Source organism: Gluconobacter sp. OJB (genome assembly GCF_039638275.1).
GTDB lineage: Bacteria > Pseudomonadota > Alphaproteobacteria > Acetobacterales > Acetobacteraceae > Gluconobacter > Gluconobacter cerevisiae.
This window is the reverse complement of the sequence record NZ_JBDIWH010000001.1, coordinates 233,618-252,776: the sequence shown is the minus strand read 5'-3', so window position 1 is coordinate 252,776 and position 19,159 is coordinate 233,618. Positions and strand designations below refer to the sequence as shown.

General features: G+C 59.4%; 22 protein-coding genes and 2 tRNA genes. 7 read left to right on the top strand and 17 right to left on the bottom strand.

All coding sequences use genetic code 11. The features are described from left to right. Positions 1-9 precede the first annotated feature (9 nt). Positions 10-84: transfer RNA gene (locus ABDK74_RS01185), tRNA-Met, on the top strand. 74 nt (positions 85-158) lie between these two features. Beyond that, complete coding sequence (locus tag ABDK74_RS01180) at positions 159-1,028, top strand: glycosyltransferase family 2 protein (protein WP_346002381.1); 870 nt, start codon at positions 159-161, stop codon at positions 1,026-1,028. Between the two features lie 61 nt (positions 1,029-1,089). On the opposite strand, the gene ABDK74_RS01175 is transcribed toward ABDK74_RS01180, so the two are convergent. Together ABDK74_RS01175 and prmC are read right to left on the bottom strand one after the other, a co-directional pair. Next, positions 1,090-1,551, bottom strand: a complete 462-nt coding sequence (locus tag ABDK74_RS01175; RefSeq protein ID WP_346004123.1) for a DUF4167 domain-containing protein — start codon at positions 1,549-1,551, stop codon at positions 1,090-1,092. Between the two features lie 276 nt (positions 1,552-1,827). Continuing rightward, complete coding sequence (gene prmC, locus ABDK74_RS01170; RefSeq protein WP_346002380.1) at positions 1,828-2,673, bottom strand: peptide chain release factor N(5)-glutamine methyltransferase; 846 nt, start codon at positions 2,671-2,673, stop codon at positions 1,828-1,830. A 30-nt stretch (positions 2,674-2,703) separates the two neighbouring features. Between prmC and ABDK74_RS01165 the strand changes: the two genes are divergently transcribed. Further along, positions 2,704-3,174 carry a hypothetical protein gene (locus ABDK74_RS01165; RefSeq protein WP_346002379.1) on the top strand — a complete coding sequence of 157 codons (471 nt, stop codon included), beginning with the start codon at positions 2,704-2,706 and terminating at the stop codon, positions 3,172-3,174. A 3-nt stretch (positions 3,175-3,177) separates the two neighbouring features. On the opposite strand, the gene prfA is transcribed toward ABDK74_RS01165, so the two are convergent. From prfA to ABDK74_RS01135, 6 genes are all read right to left on the bottom strand, one after another. After that, the gene (gene prfA, locus ABDK74_RS01160; protein WP_346002378.1) at positions 3,178-4,239 is read right to left on the bottom strand and encodes a peptide chain release factor 1; all 1,062 of its coding nucleotides are present in this window, start codon (positions 4,237-4,239) and stop codon (positions 3,178-3,180) included. 4 nt (positions 4,240-4,243) lie between these two features. Further along, positions 4,244-5,491, bottom strand: coding sequence for a histidine--tRNA ligase (gene hisS / locus ABDK74_RS01155; RefSeq protein ID WP_346002377.1), 1,248 nt, complete (start codon positions 5,489-5,491; stop codon positions 4,244-4,246). Next, positions 5,491-6,636: a flavodoxin-dependent (E)-4-hydroxy-3-methylbut-2-enyl-diphosphate synthase gene (gene ispG / locus ABDK74_RS01150; protein WP_062031453.1), complete on the bottom strand. Its 1,146-nt coding sequence runs from the start codon at positions 6,634-6,636 to the stop codon at positions 5,491-5,493. Before ispG ends, hisS begins: the two co-directional genes overlap by 1 nt. Positions 6,637-6,728: 92 nt before the next feature. Then, complete coding sequence (locus tag ABDK74_RS01145) at positions 6,729-7,973, bottom strand: RodZ domain-containing protein (protein ID WP_346002376.1); 1,245 nt, start codon at positions 7,971-7,973, stop codon at positions 6,729-6,731. A gap of 14 nt (positions 7,974-7,987) precedes the next feature. Then, the gene (locus tag ABDK74_RS01140) at positions 7,988-9,055 is read right to left on the bottom strand and encodes a nitronate monooxygenase (RefSeq protein ID WP_346002375.1); all 1,068 of its coding nucleotides are present in this window, start codon (positions 9,053-9,055) and stop codon (positions 7,988-7,990) included. After that, positions 9,052-10,377, bottom strand: a complete 1,326-nt coding sequence (locus ABDK74_RS01135) for an aspartate kinase (protein ID WP_346002374.1) — start codon at positions 10,375-10,377, stop codon at positions 9,052-9,054. Before ABDK74_RS01135 ends, ABDK74_RS01140 begins: the two co-directional genes overlap by 4 nt. Positions 10,378-10,541: 164 nt before the next feature. Between ABDK74_RS01135 and ubiG the strand changes: the two genes are divergently transcribed. Continuing rightward, positions 10,542-11,297, top strand: coding sequence for a bifunctional 2-polyprenyl-6-hydroxyphenol methylase/3-demethylubiquinol 3-O-methyltransferase UbiG (ubiG, locus tag ABDK74_RS01130; RefSeq protein ID WP_346002373.1), 756 nt, complete (start codon positions 10,542-10,544; stop codon positions 11,295-11,297). 62 nt (positions 11,298-11,359) lie between these two features. Here ubiG and ABDK74_RS01125 read toward each other — a convergent pair whose 3' ends face one another. The 7 genes from ABDK74_RS01125 to ABDK74_RS01095 all read right to left on the bottom strand — a co-directional run bounded on the left by ABDK74_RS01125 (position 11,360) and on the right by ABDK74_RS01095 (position 15,731). Beyond that, entirely contained in the window at positions 11,360-12,631 is a 1,272-nt protein-coding gene (locus ABDK74_RS01125) for a lactonase family protein (protein ID WP_346002372.1), read from the bottom strand. Between the two features lie 72 nt (positions 12,632-12,703). Continuing rightward, positions 12,704-13,186: a DUF2147 domain-containing protein gene (locus tag ABDK74_RS01120; protein ID WP_194254575.1), complete on the bottom strand. Its 483-nt coding sequence runs from the start codon at positions 13,184-13,186 to the stop codon at positions 12,704-12,706. Beyond that, positions 13,187-13,444, bottom strand: a complete 258-nt coding sequence (gene grxC / locus ABDK74_RS01115) for a glutaredoxin 3 (protein WP_194254576.1) — start codon at positions 13,442-13,444, stop codon at positions 13,187-13,189. 7 nt (positions 13,445-13,451) lie between these two features. Continuing rightward, positions 13,452-14,219 carry a ComF family protein gene (locus ABDK74_RS01110; RefSeq protein ID WP_346002371.1) on the bottom strand — a complete coding sequence of 256 codons (768 nt, stop codon included), beginning with the start codon at positions 14,217-14,219 and terminating at the stop codon, positions 13,452-13,454. Next, on the bottom strand, positions 14,219-14,413 hold the full coding sequence (locus tag ABDK74_RS01105; RefSeq protein ID WP_346002370.1) for a DUF3553 domain-containing protein: 195 nt from the start codon (positions 14,411-14,413) through the stop codon (positions 14,219-14,221). The genes ABDK74_RS01110 and ABDK74_RS01105 overlap by 1 nt, the downstream gene beginning before the upstream one ends. A gap of 135 nt (positions 14,414-14,548) precedes the next feature. Continuing rightward, the gene (gene galU / locus ABDK74_RS01100; protein WP_194254578.1) at positions 14,549-15,433 is read right to left on the bottom strand and encodes a UTP--glucose-1-phosphate uridylyltransferase GalU; all 885 of its coding nucleotides are present in this window, start codon (positions 15,431-15,433) and stop codon (positions 14,549-14,551) included. 212 nt (positions 15,434-15,645) lie between these two features. After that, positions 15,646-15,731: transfer RNA gene (locus ABDK74_RS01095), tRNA-Leu, on the bottom strand. A 59-nt stretch (positions 15,732-15,790) separates the two neighbouring features. On the opposite strand from ABDK74_RS01095, the gene lipB reads away from it, so the two are divergent. Continuing rightward, positions 15,791-16,492 (top strand): lipoyl(octanoyl) transferase LipB, encoded by a 702-nt coding sequence (gene lipB / locus ABDK74_RS01090; RefSeq protein WP_194254579.1) that lies wholly within the window; start codon positions 15,791-15,793, stop codon positions 16,490-16,492. Here lipB and ABDK74_RS01085 read toward each other — a convergent pair. Next, positions 16,473-17,066: an outer membrane lipoprotein carrier protein LolA gene (locus ABDK74_RS01085; RefSeq protein WP_346002369.1), complete on the bottom strand. Its 594-nt coding sequence runs from the start codon at positions 17,064-17,066 to the stop codon at positions 16,473-16,475. The genes lipB and ABDK74_RS01085 overlap by 20 nt on opposite strands. After that, on the bottom strand, positions 17,063-17,365 hold the full coding sequence (locus tag ABDK74_RS01080; protein WP_346002368.1) for a BolA family protein: 303 nt from the start codon (positions 17,363-17,365) through the stop codon (positions 17,063-17,065). The genes ABDK74_RS01085 and ABDK74_RS01080 overlap by 4 nt, the downstream gene beginning before the upstream one ends. Before the next feature lie 69 nt (positions 17,366-17,434). Here ABDK74_RS01080 and ABDK74_RS01075 point away from each other — a divergent pair, with 69 nt between their 5' ends. Together ABDK74_RS01075 and cobS are read left to right on the top strand one after the other, a co-directional pair. Then, positions 17,435-18,055, top strand: a complete 621-nt coding sequence (locus tag ABDK74_RS01075) for a J domain-containing protein (protein ID WP_211562974.1) — start codon at positions 17,435-17,437, stop codon at positions 18,053-18,055. An 85-nt stretch (positions 18,056-18,140) separates the two neighbouring features. Then, entirely contained in the window at positions 18,141-19,157 is a 1,017-nt protein-coding gene (gene cobS, locus ABDK74_RS01070) for a cobaltochelatase subunit CobS (RefSeq protein WP_346002367.1), read from the top strand. Positions 19,158-19,159: the final 2 nt, after the last annotated feature.

Below are 19,159 nucleotides of genomic sequence, written 5' to 3'. Positions count from 1 at the left end.
CGGCAGGATGGCGGTGTAGCTCAGTGGTAGAGCAGGGGAATCATAATCCCTTGGTCGGCGGTTCAAATCCGTCCACCGCTACCATTCTTTTCCCAAAAATTTAATTCCTGTGTAACAAACCTCTACTGCAAGAGGTCGTTTCCTGTATTCTGTCGGGCATGATCAAAAAGCCCCTCGCCGTCGTGACGATGGTCTATAACGAGCCGGAACACCTTAAAGTCTGGCAGCGTCATTATGGCTCACAGGTCGGGGAAAGCGCCTGTTATGTTGTCGATCACGGCTCCGATGACGGCTGTGTGTCCCATCTAGGACAAGTCAATGTCATACGGATCCCCCGTTCTCCACAAGACGATGAACGCCGTGTCCGGGCGATCAATAAACTCTGCGACAGCCTACTCGAATGGTATGACAGCGTCATCTATACGGATGTGGACGAAATTCTTCTTGCAGACCCCGCTTTTGTCCCGTCCCTGACAGAGTTTGCACTACTAAACCGGACTCCCGTGGTCACGGCGACCGGCTTTGATGTCATTCACCTTCCAAACGAAGAAGGCCCGTTTGATTACAGCCGCCCCTTCTCCCTGCAGCGCCGCCATCTCCGCTTTTCCAGCGCGATGTGTAAGCCTGTCCTCACCCGCATCCCCATCACATGGGCGCCAGGCTTTCATTGCTGTGAAGAAGCCGTTCCCAGTCTCACCGCCCCTCTTTTCCTCTTCCATCTGCGCTATGCGGATCTGGCTTCGGGTCTGACACGGCTGGAGCGCACCCGGCGGCAACCGTGGATTTCGGAAGACGTCGGGCGTCATCAACGTCTCGACAATACGGATTGGGAAAACATGCTGCTGGCGATGGCAGGACTGCCCAGAACGGAAAGCACGCTCGACAATCGGGACGAGCGCCTTGCAGACTGGAGACAGCGGGTGGAAGACAGTACCCAGACGCGTCTGCACGATCTTTACCGACTGGATCTGCATCTGAGCGGGACAGAGCTCTGGAGCCTGCCAGACCGCTTCGTAGGGCGTGTCTGAAGCATAAAAAAAAACCGGCTCCTTGCGGGCCGGTTTTTTTGTGAGTTGAAGACCGAAAGTCTTACTCTGCTTCGGCTTCTGCCGGACGACGATCGTGATCTTCATCGGAAGATCGTTCCGAAGCGTATTCGCCGTCGTGCTCGGATGACGGCGCTTCGTCTTCGCCACGCTCGCCACGCGGCTCGCGACGGTCCTCGTAAGCCCGCTGCCGCTGCTGCTGACGCTCGTTACGTTCCTGCTGACTCTTCTCGGCAGCCTGGTTCATGGCATTGAGAATACGGAAATAATGCTCCGCATGCTGGAAGTAGGCTTCTGCAAGAATGCGGTCGCCAGTCCCGGTGGCGTCGCGACCAAGCTGGAGATACTTCTCAAACAGCTGCTGCGCCGTACCGCGAACCCTCAGATCAGGCCCGTTGCTGTCAAACACATGGTTGCGGTTCAGAGGTGTCTGGGCATTGCTGCTGCTACGTGACGGCCCACTGCCCGCACGATGGTGCCGGCCTCTTATGCGCTTCATATTCATCGACCCGTGATGCACTTTCATGATGACGTGGACCGTTCTGCAACCGCAGAAAGTTCCGATCGCCGCTATCGAAAAAGACGTCTGTCTGTTCCGCTATGGCTGAACCCGGCTCAGCCAGTCTTCCATCGTCAGTGCATGATGACATGAACGATGGGCAAAGATACGCCTGAGAGTGTTTGTAAAACACTTTCAATTCGCATGCATTGGCAATAGCCATACCAAGTTCCGTCAGTCAAGCCAACGGTTTTTCATCATCTGGCGTCGCTGAATGCCTCCTTATGCGGGCGATTGCAGAACCAGCGCTCTTTCCACGCCTCCGAGATCCTTTTGGTGCCCCACATCCTGCAGACCGTTCTGCACTCCAAGCGCGGAAACGGCATCAATCTGCCCGATCCCCATCTCAAGGATCGCATGCCCCCCCGGCACCAGAAGACCCGGTAGGGCTGCACACAGGATACGATACGCCTCCAGCCCGTCCGCCCCGCCATCAAGAGCCCGCGCTGGCTCATAATGCACCACTTCAGGCATCAAACCCGACAAATCTCCGGTTTCAATATAAGGCGGGTTGGACAACACGATATCGAACCGGGCGTTCAAGGCTTCCGCCCAGCTTCCGGCAAGAAAAACACTTCGTTCTTCAAGCCCAGTACGCACGGAATTACGTCGCGCCAGAGCTGCCGCCTGCGGAGACAAGTCAACGCCCACACCTGTCGCCTGCGGGTATTCCGACAGGGCAGCGAGCAACAGACAGCCCGTCCCGGTCCCCAGATCCAGAATGGAAAGCGGCGCTTCCCGATCTGGACGAGCATCCAGCAGGGCTTCGATCAGGGCTTCACTATCAGCACGGGGAATCAGCGTGTCGCGCCCCGTCTCCAAATCCAGCGTCCAGAAACCTGTCTCACCCGTGATGAACGCAAGAGGTTCCCGGTCCAGTCTGCGCGTCAGGGCCTCTGCGAATCGCAATTGCTGCGATGTGTCCACGCTATCGAGGGACAGCAGCCCTCCTAAATCCCGCCCCGTGGCCCAACACATCAGAAGTCGTGCCTCACGGCGCGCATCCTCGATCCCGGCCTGCTCCAGCGCCTGCGAGGCCTCGCGCAAAAGATCATCTTTGGCCATCATCTTCAAAGCGAACCTGCTATAGTTGGTGTCATGAAGTCCAAACGTGCGCTCCTCTTTTCCGCCCTGCTGCTTGGCTGCACACTCACACCCGTTCAGGCGCAGTCAGAACTGTCCACGGAACTGCCTCCGTCCTTTACGGTAACAGACGAGCGTGCGCCCGAAGAAATTTCGGAAGTCTCGCGCCTCTATCTGGATGGCAATCTGGTTGCAACATTCAGACTCGGCCTTTCCAAAGCCCGTGAGATGCAGACCATCGTACTTCCTGTCGGACGCTCCGATGTCGATTACGCCCTGTGCGGTGAGATCACCATTGTACGGAATGGCCATCAGGAAACCCATCAGGTGAGCAGCGAAGGCCAGCTCCACCACCCTGAAGGCCATTCCCTCGACGCTGTGGGCAGCAACAATTTCACCGACTTTTTTCTGGTCGACTATGATGACGCCGCCGTTGCAACCCACCGACATGGTCGTGCTGCCGTCTGCGCGACACCCAACACCTGAGGTTCAGAACCCTGCGGCGGCGAGCAGTTCCGTCTGTTCTTCCCGGGTCAGGGCGTCGATGATTTCGTCGAATTCACCGCTCATGATCCGGTCGATCTTGTAGAGCGTTAGATTGATCCGGTGGTCCGTCACGCGGCCCTGTGGGAAATTATACGTCCGGATCCGTTCCGAACGGTCCCCGGTCCCGACCTGCGATTTCCGGTCCGCGGCCCGGGTTGCATGAAGCTGCGCACGTTCCCGCTCATAGAGCCGGGCGCGCAGGATTTTCATAGCCTTGGCCTTGTTCTTGTGCTGGCTTTTCTCTTCCTGCATCGCGACCACAATGCCGCTTGGCATATGGGTCACGCGCACCGCACTCTCGGTCTTGTTAACGTGCTGACCACCGGCCCCTGAGGCCCGATAGACGTCAATCCGCAGATCATCGTCGTTGATCGTGACATCAACTTCTTCTGCTTCGGGCAGAACGGCAACGGTCACGGTCGAAGTATGGATACGCCCCTGACTTTCCGTGGATGGAACGCGCTGCACACGGTGCACACCGGATTCATATTTCAGACGGGCGAAAACCGAACGGCCTGAAATGGTCGCCATGCCCTCCTTGAGGCCTGCGACTTCATTCTCGGCATATTCCATGACCTCGAAACGCCAGCCATTTTGCTCTGAAAAGCGGCGATAGGCATCGAACAGCTCCGCCGCGAACAGGCCGGCCTCATCTCCACCTGCGGCAGGTCGGATTTCAAGAATGGCACTGCGCTCATCCGCCGCATCCTTCGGCAGAAGCGCCAGACGCAGGGCGTGCTGGAGATCAGGCAAGGTCGCCTCAATCTCTGCCAGCTCCATTTGCGCCAGTTCACGCATTTCCGGATCGTCGAGCAGGGCCTGCGCTCCGGATTTCTGCTCTTCGGCGCTCTTCCAGGCCTGAATGGACGCCACCACCGGTTCCAACTCGGCATATTCCTGCGACAGACGGGTGAAGTCCTCACCCATCAGATCGCCGGAAGACATCAGGGCCTGAACTTCCTCTGAGCGTGCGACAATCCGCTCAAGCCTGTCGTCAAATGCCATACGCTCAGGCGCGTCCTGCGCTCAGGAGCCGCACAAGGTCCGTAACCGGAACTTCCTGCTGCTCGCGGCTGGACAGATCCCGAAGCTGAACGACGTCCTTGGCGATTTCCTCATCGCCCAGAACAATCGCGTGGGATGCGCCGGACTTCACCACGCGCTCCATCCGCTTTTTCAGATTGCCGCGCGTTTCGATCTCCGCCCGTAATCCGGCAGAACGCAGCGCGCGCGCAAGCGACGCAGCTTTCAGAACAGCCGGATCGCCCATGGGCACCAGCGTAATTCCCGCCGGAAGCTCCGGTGCGCTGTCCAGCAGCATTGCAAGACGCTCGATTCCGCCAGCCCAACCGATTGCCGGGATGGCCGGACCACCCATCTGCTCGACCAGCCCTTCATACCGGCCACCGGCCAGCACGGTGCCCTGAGCCCCCAGCTTGGACGTCACGAACTCGAAAGCCGTGTGGCTGTAGTAATCAAGACCACGGACGATACGCGGGTTTTCAATGAAGTCCACGCCGAATGCCTGAAGGCTGTCGCGCAATGTGTCCCAGAACTGGCGGGACTCATCGTTCAGATAATCTGCAAAGGCCGGGGCGTCGTCGAGCAGTTTACGGTCCTGCTCGGACTTGCTGTCTAGAATCCGCAGCGGATTGGCTTCAAGCCGGACCCGGCTTTCTTCGGACAGCGCATCCGCATGATCGCGGAAATAGGCGACCAGTGCTTCACGCCAGGCCTGACGGCTGGCCAGATCACCAAGCGTGTTGAGTTCCAGCATGACGTGATCGCCCAGACCCAGTTCGCGCAGGATATCCTGCGCCATGGCGATCGTCTCGGCATCGCGCAGCGGACTTTCCGCACCGATCAGTTCCGCACCGATCTGATGGAACTGGCGGTAGCGTCCCTTCTGCGGGCGTTCGTAGCGGAACATCGGCCCGTGATAGAACACCTTCTGCGGCAGGGACTGCGTCAGGCCATTCGTGACGAGCGCGCGGCAGATCGCCGCCGTGCCCTCGGGACGCAGGGTGATGCTCTCACCCCCGCGATCTTCGAACGTATACATCTCCTTGGACACGACATCGGACGTCTCGCCGAGCGTACGCGAAAAGACGCGCGTGTCCTCGAAGATGGGCGTGCTCCATTCCTCGAACCCATAGGTCCGCAGAACCCTGCGCGCCGTCTCCACGACATGGTGATGGCGGCGCATCGTCTCGCCAATGAGGTCGTGCGTCCCGCGAGGGGGCTGAAGTCCGGACATCAGTGCGCTGCCGGGTCCATCTGCTTGGCCGTGGAGGCCTCGACCTTACCCGCTTCGATGTCTGCGACCTTCTTTTCCACGAGGTCCACAATATGCTCGATCATGTCGCCACCCGGCATCGTGTGATCCTGACGACCGGCCGCATACACCATGTGACGACCATTGCCACCACCGGTCACGCCGAGATCGGTCATCAGTGCCTCACCGGGGCCGTTCACAACGCAGCCGATGATGGACAGCGTCAGCGGCGTTTTGATGTGCTGGAGGCGATCTTCCAGCGTCTGGACTGTCTCGACGACATTGAAGCCCTGACGGGCACAGGACGGGCAGGAAATGATTTTCACACCGCGATGACGCAGGCCGAGGGACTTCAGGATATCCCAGCCGACCAGCACTTCCTCTTCCGGCGCGGCGGAAAGCGAGACGCGCATCGTGTCACCCACGCCGGCCCAGAGCAGATTGCCCAGACCGATGGACGACTTCACGGTGCCTGCACGCTTGGAGCCTGCCTCGGTGATGCCGATATGCAGCGGGTGGTCACAGCAATCCGCAAGCTGCTGATAGGCTGCAACCGCCATGAACACGTCGGAAGCCTTCACGCTGATCTTGAACTCGTGGAAATCGTGATCCTGCAGGATCTTCGCGTGTTCCAGAGCACTCTCGACCAGAGCCTCGGGGTTGGGCTCACCGTATTTTTCGAGCAAGTGCTTTTCCAGCGAACCGGCATTCACGCCGATGCGGATGGAGCAGCCATAATCCTTGGCGGCGTTCACGACTTCCCGCACGCGCTCGGCGCTGCCGATATTGCCTGGATTGATTCGCAGGCACGCAGCACCGGCCTTGGCTGCCTCGATGGCGCGCTTGTAGTGGAAGTGGATGTCCGCAACGATGGGGACGTTCACTTCACGGACGATTTCCGCAAGAGCCTCGGTGCTGGCCTCGTCAGGACAGGACACTCGGACGATATCCACGCCAGCCAGTTCGGACAGGCGGATCTGGTCGATCGTGGCCTGTGCGTCCGACGTCAGGGTATTGGTCATGGTCTGCACGGAAATCGGGGCATCACCACCGACCGCGACCTTGCCGACATGGATCTGGCGCGACTTGCGACGTTCGATGTGCTGATACGGACGGTAGCTGCTCATGATTTACCTCTTGGTGCCCGGTGGAAACCGGAAGCTCTGACGCAGGGGGCTGTATTTTCGGGGCACTGAGCCCCCCTGACGGATATAAGGGTTTAATGCGGTGGCGACGATTGTTCCAGCGGCTGATGTTCAAGCTGCCGGGCATTCAGGTCATCGGCCGAAACGTCATGCTCCGGCGGTGGGGCCTTGTATGGAACAGGTGCCGGAACCGGTTTTGCAGCCACAGGCGGCACTACGGCCGTTGCGTCCGTGGCGGTTGGTGATGGGGAAGCACTGGGCTGAACCGGGAGGGCCACACCCGATCCGAAAGAGCCGGAACGAATGGCATCGGCCGTCACCTCGACATTGCGACGGACCTGCCCTTCCCGGCCCAGAGGCGCACTGGTCGCCCCCGCCGTGGTCAGAACCACACCACCCGCATTGCCGAACGACATGCGGAACGGAGCGCCCGCCGGATCGCCCTGCCAGCTTTCGCCCGGCTGCATCACGCGCGAGATCAGGACGTGCCCGTCTTTGTCCCGAACCTGCGTCCAGACGTGCGACAGTGCCCGCACGACGACAGCTCCCTCTGGAACAGCCGGAGGCAGATCCGTAGCCGGCTGTTCGGGTGTTTGGGGCGCGGCTGTTTCAGCCGGCGACGGCGGACCGGCAGCAGCATCTTCGTCAGGAGACGTGATGGATGATGGTGCAGCCTGTGCCGGAACGGACACAGGCGGATTTTGCGGAGCCGGAGCCGTCTGCACCGGGGTGGAAACAGTGGGAGGGACCACAGATGCGGACGGTACGGCAACCGGAGCATGAGGCTCGGGCGTGGGTGCGCGTCCGGGCATGACGGAGGCCACTTGTGGAGAGGTGGTGGCTGGGGTTGCCGCGCCCGGCATCAGCTCCGCAACGGCTGGAACCTGACGCTGCGCCGGGGTGTCATGCGCCGTAAAACGGTACCAGCCGACATAGGCCACAGCCACAACTACCAATCCTGCGCCGACCAGAACACCGACCGGCAGACCACGATCTCCTTCTGGCTGAGGAAAGACCAGCTCAGTTTTGCGCGTCACGGCTCCACGCGTATCGCGCCGGAAACGCTCAACCAGCGCTTCGGCATCAAGCTGCATGGCATGTGCGTAAGTCCGCAGGAAGCCGACGGCATAAGCCACACCCGGCAGCACCGAAAGGTCGTCCGCTTCAAGCGCGGCCAGAAGTTTCGGGCGGATTCGCAGCCATTCCCCCACGTCCTCCAGTTTCCAGCCCAGTTCCTCACGACGCTCGCGCAGCACCGTTCCAACGCTGGGCTGGTCGGAAGACTGCGAGAACGGGCGGTTGGAGGGCGGAGGAGACATGACCGGATGATCCGTTAGCTTGGCGCGTGAATACGGGTTTCGCGCTGCTGTATGGCATCAACGGCCTGCTGCACCAGCGTCGCAAGGATATCGGCGACCGGACGGATTTCCTTGACCATGCCGACGGACTGACCGGCCATGACGGAACCCGTTTCCACGTCCCCTTCAATAACGGCACGACGCAGCGCACCGGCCCAGTAATGCTCGATCGAAAGCTGCGCTTCTTCCTTGGTCAGTTCGCCGCTCTGGAACTTCTGGAGCGCTTCGCCCTGAAGGCGTGCATAACGGCGGCCACCTTCATTCGCCAGACCCCGCACGGGGATAACCGGGAAGAGCTCGTCGAGCTGAACGGTTGTTACCGCATCACGGGCATTGGCGCGCAGGAAAGCCTTCTTGAAGTTCTCATGCGCGATGCTTTCTTCAGACGCTGCAAACAACGTTCCAAGCTGCGCACCAGCGGCTCCCTGCTCCAGATAGGACAGGACGGCATCACCACGCCCAAGGCCACCGGCAACAAACACCGGCACATCGCGGATATGCGGCAGGATTTCCTGTGCCAGAACCGTCAGCGACACCGGCCCCACATGGCCACCGGCTTCTGAACCCTCGATCACGAGAGCCTCGATGCCCATACGCACCAGACGCTTGCCCAGAGCCAGAGCGGGCGTAAAGCCGATCGCCCTTGCTCCGCCATCACGGACCTTGCGGATCGTGGCACTATTCGGCACGCCACCTGCAAGCACGATATGAGAGATGTTGTGTGCCAGACACACATCCACCAGACGATCCAGTTCAGGATGCATGGTGATGAGGTTCACGCCAAACGGGCGCTTCGTCATCGCCTGGGTGGCAACGATTTCTTCTTCCAGACGCTCGGGCGACATCGCGCCACAGGCGATGACGCCAAACCCACCAGCATTGGAAATGGCGGACACCAGATGCCGCTCGCTGACCCAGGACATGGCCCCGCCGAGAATCGCAACTTCGCTGCCAAGGAAGTCACAGCCCGGCTTCCACAGGCGGTCCAGCGTCGCGCGGGCGTCCAGCGCCTCACTCGGGGTCTCGATCAGGGTTTCGCTCACGCGTCGGCTTCCTCTTTGGCATCAAGGCCATAAGCCGTGTGCAGCGCGCGCATGGCCAGTTCGGTATATTCAGAATCAATCAGAACCGAGATCTTGATCTCGCTTGTGGAGATGACCTGCACATTGATGCCACGATCTGCCAGCGTACGGAACATCCGCGCTGCCAGACCGGCATTCGAGCGCATGCCGATGCCCACGACACTGATTTTCACCACGTTATGGGACGTGAGCAGCTCGCCATACTGGACGTATTCACGGGCCTTTTCCAGCACGGAGCGGGCAGCGGCTTCGTCGGCCTTGCTGACCGTGAAGGTCATGTTCGTCATGTTGTCCACGCCAACGCTCTGGACGATCATGTCGACATTGATGTTTGCAGCAGCCAGCGGATCGAAAATCGCGGCAGCAATGCCCGGACGGTCCGGAATGTTCCGCACGGAGATTTTCGCTTCGTCATGCGAGTTGGCAATCCCCGCAACCAGTTCCTTCTCCATGATCTCGTCCTCATCAACAACAATCGAACCACTGTCGTCATCCGTCTCGGCGAAAGATGACAGCACCCGCACCCGGACATTCTCGCGCATGGCGAGACCGACACTGCGGGTCTGAAGTACCTTGGCGCCTACGGAAGCCAGTTCAAGCATCTCTTCGTAAGTGATGCGATCCAGCTTCTTTGCGCGTTTCACGATGCGCGGATCGGTCGTGTAGATCCCGTCCACGTCGGTATAAATATCACACTGATCGGCATGGATGGCGGCCGCGACGGCCACGGCGGAGGTATCTGATCCACCCCGCCCCAGCGTTGCGATCCGTCCATCAGGGCCTACGCCCTGAAAGCCTGCGACAACCGGCACGACATCCGCGTCCAGACAGGCCAGAAGAGCCGCCCCGTCCACGCTCTCGATGGCGGCTTTACCGTGGGCGTCATCCGTCACAAGCGGGATCTGCCAGCCCTGAAAAGACCGTGCTTTTACGCCAAGGGCCTGAAGCGCGATGGAGACAAGCCCACTCGTCACCTGCTCGCCTGCCGCAACCACAGCATCATATTCCTTCGGATCGGCCAGCGGATCGAGTTCCGCACAGTATCCGACCATCCGGTTCGTTACACCCGCCATCGCCGACACAACGACAGCCACGCGGCGTCCGCGGTCATGCTCCGCCTTCACGCGTTTCGCAACGTTCCGGATGCGCTCGATAGTTCCGACGGACGTACCGCCGAATTTCATGACAACCGTCTTCCGTTTCTCAATTTCGCCATGCATGACGGCATGAGGATCGGCACGACCGGAAAGCCGGTCGTGGACGGGAGTATCGGGCATGGACATCGCGGATAAGGCTCCAGTACGTGTCTGGCGTTGTGCGCTCGGGTCTGGCATCGGGTACCGCAAAACACCCGGCGCCTGAACAGACTCTGCCGGTCCACATACTCGTCTCGCTCCGCCACGTCCAGATGACGCACGGCAGACAGGCACACAGAAGGACAGTTCTGATGCCCACAGAAACATCCCGGGGACAGGATTTCAGACGTTCATCCGTTTCGGAATCCGAAATTGCCCATTTCAGCGCCCTGGCAGAAGACTGGTGGAATCCGCGCGGCCCCATGGCCCCGCTCCATGCCATGAATCCCTTGCGGACCGAATGGGTCAGCCGTCATGTTGCTCCTCTGCGCGCCGCGTCCGCCGGACCTTTGAGCCTGCTTGATATCGGCTGCGGCGCGGGTCTGGCCAGCGAGGCCTACGCCAAACTGGGTTTTGAGACACTTGGAATCGATGCCAGCGCCGCCGGTATCAGAGCAGCCGAGGCACATTTGGCCGAACATCCCCTGCCGCCCGAAGCTGCCCCCCTGTCCTATCGCAATGGCAGTGCGGAAGACCTTGTTGCGGAAGGTGCGCGGTTCGACGTCGTCAATGCGCTTGAAGTCATCGAGCACGTCAATGATCCGCAGGATTTTCTGCTTATGCTGGCTACACTGACGAAGCCGGGCGGCATGGTCGCGGTGTCCACGCTGAACCGCACGCCACGCTCTTTCGCTGTCGCCAAACTCGGTGCGGAATATCTGCTGCGGATGCTGCCTGTGGGCACGCATGACTGGAAGAAGTTCATCAAGCCTGACGAACTCGCCGCCATGGCCCGACAGGCCGGACTGCGGATGCTGGACATCGCGGGCATGAGTTATGTGCCGTTCAAATGGCGCGAGAGCCGCGACACTGGCATCAACTACATCGCGATTTTTCGCAAGGACTGAACAAAAAAGGTGCTTGCAGCGGGATCATCCGCCGCAAGCGCCTTAGCCGGAGAAACAGCCGATCAGGCCTGCGTGTTCATGAACGCGAAGGTCGTCGGGCTTCCGACTGGCGTGAAATTGTTCGTAAACGCAATTTCGCCCGTCTTTTTGTCTACCCGGAACGAAGTCACGGCATCCGAGCGCTGGTTGGCGCAGAACAGGAACGTTCCAGACGGATCGAACATCAGGGCACGGCCATAGTCCGCGTGCATCCAGACTTCGTCCTGAAGTGTGAGTGTTCCGTCGGTACCGATGGCAAACACGGCCAGAGAATCACCAAGCCGGTTGGAGACGTAAACGAACTTGCCGCTGGCCGAGATCAGGATTTCCGCCGCAAGCGTCGAGCCACGGAAATGCGACGTGACCGTACTGACCGTCTGGATATTGCTGATCGCACCGGTCACCGGATCGAAATTGGAAACAACGACCTTCGAATCCTGTTCGCAAAGATTGTACAGAATCCGGCCGGAATGATTGAACTGGAAATGGCGCGGTGCCGAGCCCGGTTCCATATCGTAATATGGCGTCTTGGCGGGGATCAGCTTGCCCGTGTCGAGGTTCAGCGTCCAGACATACACCCGGTCCAGACCCGCATCATCGGCCAGCACGAATTTGCCGCTTGGATCGGAATGGATCATGTGCGGATGCGAGCCCGAATGATCGGAGACTGCAAAATTACCCTGTGGATTGTCCGCAGCACGCTCCGGCTGGCGCGGGCCTGTGTTGTGAACCACGTCCGATGCTTCGCCCAGAGAGCCATCCGAACGGATGGGCAGAACCGCCACATTACCGCCGACGTAATTGGCCACCAGCACATAACGGCCCGAATGATGGATGCTCACATAGGCCGGAACAGCCCCCATCGAACTGACGACATTGAGCTTGCGCAGTGAGCCGGTCTTGGGGTCGATGGCAAACGCCGTGACGGACCCGTCACCATCCTTGTTGAAATCGTCGATTTCACTCAACGCGTAGAGAAAACGCTGGTCTTTCGAGATCGTCAAAAAGGACGGACTGGCAATATCCGTAAATGTCGTGATCGGCGTCAGAACGCCCGTCTCGCGGTCCATATCGAAAACGGAAATACCCTGCCCGTTCCCGGTTCCGCCGCCTGGTGGCCCGTGTTTCGTATATCCACCGACAAAACAGATCGTTTTCGACACCGGCTTCGGCGGCGGAGGGGGTGTCGAGACCGTCTTTTCAGGATCGGCGGCACCAGCAATACCAGTACCAGCAGCCGCAACACCGGCAACCAGTCCGACCGCAAAACTGCGGCGGGAAACAGGGTGGGACATGATGGGTCTGCATTCCTTTCGATGGGGCGAGAATAACGTCCGGGCCGTGATGCAGGTTTCCCGACATCCGGCCTAGTGTACGTCTTTCGGCAGCTTGCATTGTGGCCCAACAGGCGGACCAGTGTAGCGGCTCCATGTCTGGGTCTCACCCAGAAGGGGCATTCCCAGAACGAATCCGCGCAGCTTCAGAACATTGGGCTGGGAAACCCATATCCGCGCCTGATAGACCCGTCCGGTTCTTGGATCAAGAATATGGCCCTGCCATTTGCGATCCTCGATTGGGACAAAGTCTGTCAGCATGCGGATACCGCATTGCGAACGCCCCCAGACGTCCTTCGGCATTTCTCCTTCATAGGCCATACCAATCAACTGACCACAGAGCGCATGGCCACAGGGCTGGATTGAAAACAGTCCGTCATGCCCTTCTGAAAGCCACAATCCCCGTTCGGGAATATCCGTCGGAAGGGCATTTGTCGGACCAGGAGACTGGGCACTGGCATATGAAAGTGACAGTACCGCCAGAAGGAAAGCTGCGAAAAGACCCGCTACGCGCATTCAGACGTTGCCCAGCAGGGCATCGAGCCGCCCGGCGCGATCAAGCGCCATCAGGTCGTCACAGCCCCCCAGGGATTCTTTGTCTACAAACGTCTGGGGCACCGTGCGACGACCTGAACGTCGGATGGACTCTTCACGCTCGGCAGATCCGTTCGGAGCATTGATTTCCTGAAACTTCACGCCCTTGGAGCGAAGGAGACTGACGGCATGCACACAATAAGGGCATCCAGGCTGGGTAAAAATCTCGATTTTCGACATAGGATTCTCATTCCTGGACAAAGCGCGGGTTTTGTTCATCCACTCTCCCGGTCCGCGCTGCAACCAAAATATCCACGCTTGCCGCACCGGCCTTCATCAGAGCCAGCGTACAGGCCGTTGCCGTGGAGCCTGTGGTCAGCACGTCATCCACCAGCAGAACAGCCTGTCCGCGTATCAGGGTGTCCCGTCCTTTTCTGACCCGGATTGCCTGCGTCATTTCCTGTTCGCGCTCTCCGGCGGACAGGCGCGCCAGCGCTTTTGTCGGTCGGACACGCTGAAGAGCGTCCACCGCACAAGGCAATTCTGCAAGCCTCGCCACCCCCTGCGCCATCAGACCTGCCTGATTATAGCGTCGTTTCCATAACCGGGCGCGATACAGCGGCACAGGAACGACGAGCGTTACCTTTTCGAGCAGGTCTTGGGCTGCAACAGCCATATGCCTTGCCAGAACCGCAGCATTTTCGGTGTGATCAGAATATTTCAGAGGTAGGATCAGACGTCGTGACCAGGCGTCGTAAACGAACGCGGCGCGGGCAGAACGCCAGACCGGTGGATGAGCATGACAGGCAGCACAGCAGTTTTGTGTGCCTCCCAGTGCCTCGTTTTCCAGTGGGACGCCACAACGATCACATCGGGGAGAGACAATCCGATGGGCTGTCTGGAAGCAGGTGCTGCAAAAAGCCCCCTCCGTCATGACTTCGGTGCCACAGGCCGCACAGACGGGAGGCAAAAGTGTATTGAGGAGCGTGCGAGCGATACGAGGGCCTGCCCTCATCACTGTGATTTCGGCAGAAGTCGGAGCGTAATACGGGATGCGTCAATCAGGACTTTTCCCTGATGCTGGAAATTGACCGTCACCCGCTCGCCTACAGCAGACTGGACCTGCCCCCAGCCCCAGTCCGGGTAGTCAGGATGCAGAACAATCTGTCCTGGCTCAAGAAAGGACTGAAACGGCCCGCTTACTGACATGCTTGCCAGCCTCCTCGCCGCAGGATCTGATCTGATCTGATCTGACCTGACCTGACCGCATGTGGTCTTTTGCCGCTCTGCCTGCAAGGAGAACACCGTGCAGGCAGAGCGGATCAGAATTGGACCCGACCGGGATCAGGGTGCGTCTGTGTACTGCTTGTACTTCTTGAGGAACGCCTTCACCGACGCCCCGAGGTCCTCGCGATCGATCGAGAACGCGATCTGCGCCTCAAGGAAGCCAGCCTTGTCACCGCAGTCATAGCGTGTGCCTTCATAGCGCAGGCCATGGAACGGCACTTCACCAATCGTCTTGGCCATCGCATCCGTGAGCTGGACTTCGTTGCCCGCACCACGTTCCAGCTTCGCCAGATACTTCATGACGTCCGGCGTCAGCACGTAGCGGCCGATAATGGACAGGTTCGACGGTGCATCTTCCGGAGCAGGCTTTTCAACCAGTCCCTTCACTTCCACCAGCTTTCCATCGTCATGACCAACATCGAGGATGCCATAGCGGTTCGTGTGCTCGCGCGGGACTTCCGTCACGGCTACGACATTGCCACCGGTCTGATTATAGGCTTCGACCAGCTGACCAATGCAGCTGCGTCCCTTGACGATATCATCCGGCAGCAGGATCGCGAACGGATCATCACCGATGAAGGAACGTGCGCACCAGATCGCATGACCCAGACCGAGCGGCTCCTGCTGGCGCACAGCGACGAGAGATCCAGCCTGCACACTGCTGGGAGCCAGTGCTTCAAGCGCACTTTTCTTCCCACGCTCCTTGAGCGTCGCTTCGAGTTCGTAAGCTATGTCGAAGTAATCGATCAGGCTGTCCTTGCCACGTCCAGTCACGAGGCAGAATTCTTCGATCCCGGCCTCGCGAGCTTCGTCGATCGCGTACTGGATCAGAGGCTTGTCGACGACAGGAAGCATTTCCTTCGGCATAGCCTTCGTCGCGGGCAGAAACCGCGTACCGAGACCGGCAACAGGAAGAACAGCTTTTTTCAGTGGCTTGATCACGAAACCTCACACATCGGAAGAAATGACGCTCGACTGCCAACAGGAAGTCCAGACGTTCTTCAAGGACGTTAAAGGAATACCCCTGTCTTAATAGTCTGGCAACAAGATGGCACAGACTATCGGAACCTTAATAAAACCCTCCCCTTGAGGGAGAAAATAATATTCGGGAGATTAGTGATTTTTATTGGGATACACCGACATCTGAATGTCAGTGGTGCGGCCGAGAAGACTCGAACTTCCACGGGGTTGCCCCCACAAGCACCTCAAGCTTGCGCGTCTACCATTCCGCCACGGCCGCCCCGTGACAAACGATCCTGCTTGGTGCATGACCGTCCGGTGTGGGAGGGGCTATAGCCGATGACAGATACGAGGGCAATGACCCGAGATGAGATTTATGAAGAAATTTTGTGGACGTCCTCTCCGGGACTGACGCCCTACCCTGACGCACTGGCGTTCATGGAGGAACGCGCACGGGCGATTCATCAGGGAACGGCCGCACCTTTGGTCTGGCTGGTTGAACATCCACCTGTTTTTACGGCCGGAACTTCAGCCAAGGAGGCCGATCTCTATAACCCTCACGGCTATCCAACCTATGACGCGGGGCGTGGAGGGCAATGGACCTATCATGGGCCGGGACAAAGGCTCGGCTATGTGATGATGGATCTGACGAAGCAGAATGGCACTGTGCCTCCCCGCGATCTGCGCGCCTTCGTGGCAGGTCTGGAGGGCTGGATGATCGACGCCCTCGCTCGGCTTGGCGTAACGGCCTTCACCCGTGAGGGGCGGATTGGCGTCTGGACGGTTGATCCGTTGAGCGGGCTTGAAGCGAAGATCGGCGCTTTGGGCATCCGCGTCAGCCGCTGGGTGAGCTGGCATGGGGTGTCGATTAATGTGAACCCCGATCTGAACGATTTTGACGGGATCGTCCCCTGCGGCATCCGCGAATTCGGCGTCACCAGCCTTCAGCGATTCGACAACAGCCTGACGATGAAGGATCTGGACGACGCCCTTGCCGCAGCGTGGGCCGCCCGCTTCGGCTCTAGCCCGCAGGTGGCGTGAACACGGACGGGACGATCACCACGCCCTGTCTTACATCCGACAACAACACGCCGAAATGATGCTGGCGGGCATCCACACCCTGCAACCCGATCAGGCCGAGTTGGCCGTTCACGTCCGAAAACTGAAGCGTCAGCAGGCCCTGTGAGGGGTTATCGGCCTGGGCTATGGAAATCTGAAGCGATCCGTTCCCATGCCGCACATCCGTGACCTGAATGTCGCCATCAAAGCGGATCGGGTGCTTCAGCAGGAGCCCAAGCGGGTTATGCCGCAGCGACAAATGCGTGACAGCGCCCGTTCCCTGATCGTCCAGAACGAGATGACCGTCTCCGGCCACGAGTTCCATCGGATGGGGTACGACGTAATCCAGCCTGAGATGGCCCGGAATATACGAAAAGCGGCCACCGCTCTCGCCTGCGTCCGGTCCATGCTGGACGAAAGCCGCCTGCAATCCCTGAATGCCGTTCAGATAGGCTTCGATGCGGTGCACGTCGTTCTGGTCGGCTTTGGGAAGGCGGTCATATCCGCTGGTCGCGCAGCCCGAAAGCAGCAGCAGCGCAAAAAGAGTGCGCCTCATGGGGTTTGTTCCCCATGCAGGACGAGCGACAGCGCATGCAGGCCGGAGCGAAATTCTTCTGCCAGCAGATCATTGACCAGCCGATGCCGCGCCACCCGGTTCAGTCCGTCAAAACGCGCGCTTGTGATTGCGATGTTGAAATGCGTCTCGCCTCCGCCGCCGAGGGCTTTGGCTCCCGCATGATGGGCGTGGCGGGCGCTGTCATCCTGGATTTCGAGCTTTGTGGGGGCCAGTCCCTGCTGAAGGAGGATCGCAATCCGTTCGCGTCGGCTGGAAGGGTGTGCAGTTGTTTCAGGCATGATGAAAATCGTCCGGCTTGAGGAATGCCCGCTTGCATCGGGCGGCGGTGATTGCCCATATCAGACACCATGCAGCGCAAATCCACCAGACACCGGGCATTCGATCCCGATCCTGACGCGCCGGAACAGGTCTGCGACCATCCGGGCTGCAACGAGCTTGCGGGCTATCGTGCGCCGCGCGGGCGTGATGCCTTGCGTTCGTATTTCTGGTTCTGTCTTGAGCATGTCCGCGAATATAATTCCCGCTGGGATTTCTATCGCGGCATGACACCGGGCCAGATCGAGGCGCATCTTCGGGCCGATGTTTCCTGGCAACGCCCCTCATGGAAGCTGGGCACCGGCACGGCGAACAAGGCAGAATTCAACGAAGACGACGTCATTGATCCGCTGGATATTCTTGGCGCGACGCGTCACAGCCGGGCGGAGCGGGCCAAGGATGCGGCACGACAGCGCGCGTCCGCTCAGGCCGCCGGAATTCCCGAGCCTCTGCGGCAGCCGCTGGCCACGCTGGACCTGACATGGCCCGTGTCTTTCGATGACGTGAAAAGCCGTTACCGTGCCCTCGCCCGCCAGCATCATCCCGATGCCAATATTGGCGATGCGACATCCGAAGAGCGTTTCAAGGCCATCGGCTCGGCCTACGCCACGCTCAAAGTGCATTTCACACGTCAGGACGATTTCGTTTCCTGAATTTTTAGACTGGAAGAGAGGGCGCCAAGGCCCCATCTTCTTCAGAACGCCCTGATCCAAGAGTTAGAGAAAGCCCCAGAGTCCCATGAGTGATTTCGCGACGATTGATACCCCGGAAGCTGTGACCACCGCTGAAAACTCCTCGGTCCCGACCAGCGCTCTCGGTGCGCCCGACCTCATGGTCTCCTCGGCAGAAATCTTCGGCATTCGCACGGACATACAGGTTCCGGCCTATTCCGTCCGTACGGAACACGTCCCCGACATCGATCCGTCCTACAAGTTCGATGAAGACACGACCCGTGCGATTCTGGCCGGATTCGCCTTTAACCGTCGCGTTATGGTCCAGGGCTTTCACGGTACGGGTAAATCGTCCCATATCGAGCAGATCGCAGCGCGCCTGAACTGGCCCTGCGTCCGCATCAATCTGGACAGTCACGTTTCGCGGATCGACCTGATCGGCAAGGACGCCATCGTGCTCAAGGACGGCAAGCAGGTCACGGAATTCCGCGAAGGTCTGTTGCCCTGGTGCCTCCAGCATCCCTGCGCCCTGATCTTTGACGAGTATGACGCAGGCCGTCCAGACGTGATGTTCGTCATCCAGCGCGTGCTGGAAGCGGAAGGCCATCTGACGCTTCTGGACCAGAACCGCGTCATCCGGCCGAACCCTGCTTTCCGTCTGTTCGCCACCGCCAATACGGTCGGACTGGGCGATACGACGGGCCTGTATCATGGCACGCAGCAGATCAATCAGGGCCAGATGGATCGCTGGAACATCGTCGCCACCCTGAACTATCTGCCGCTGGAACAGGAAGTCAGCATTGTCACGGCCAAGCTGAAAATCCCGGCGGACAATCAGGAGGCCACGACGCTCGTTGAGCGTATGGTTGCACTGGCGAACCTCACGCGTGCCGGTTTCATGGCTGGTGACATCTCGACGGTCATGTCTCCGCGTACAGTCATCGCATGGGCAGAAAACAACCGTATTTTCAACGATGTGGCGTTTTCTTTCCGCCTGACCTTCCTCAACAAATGTGACGAAGCCGAGCGCGGAATCGTGGCAGAATACTACCAGCGCTGCTTCAACGCTTCGCCACTGGCCTGATC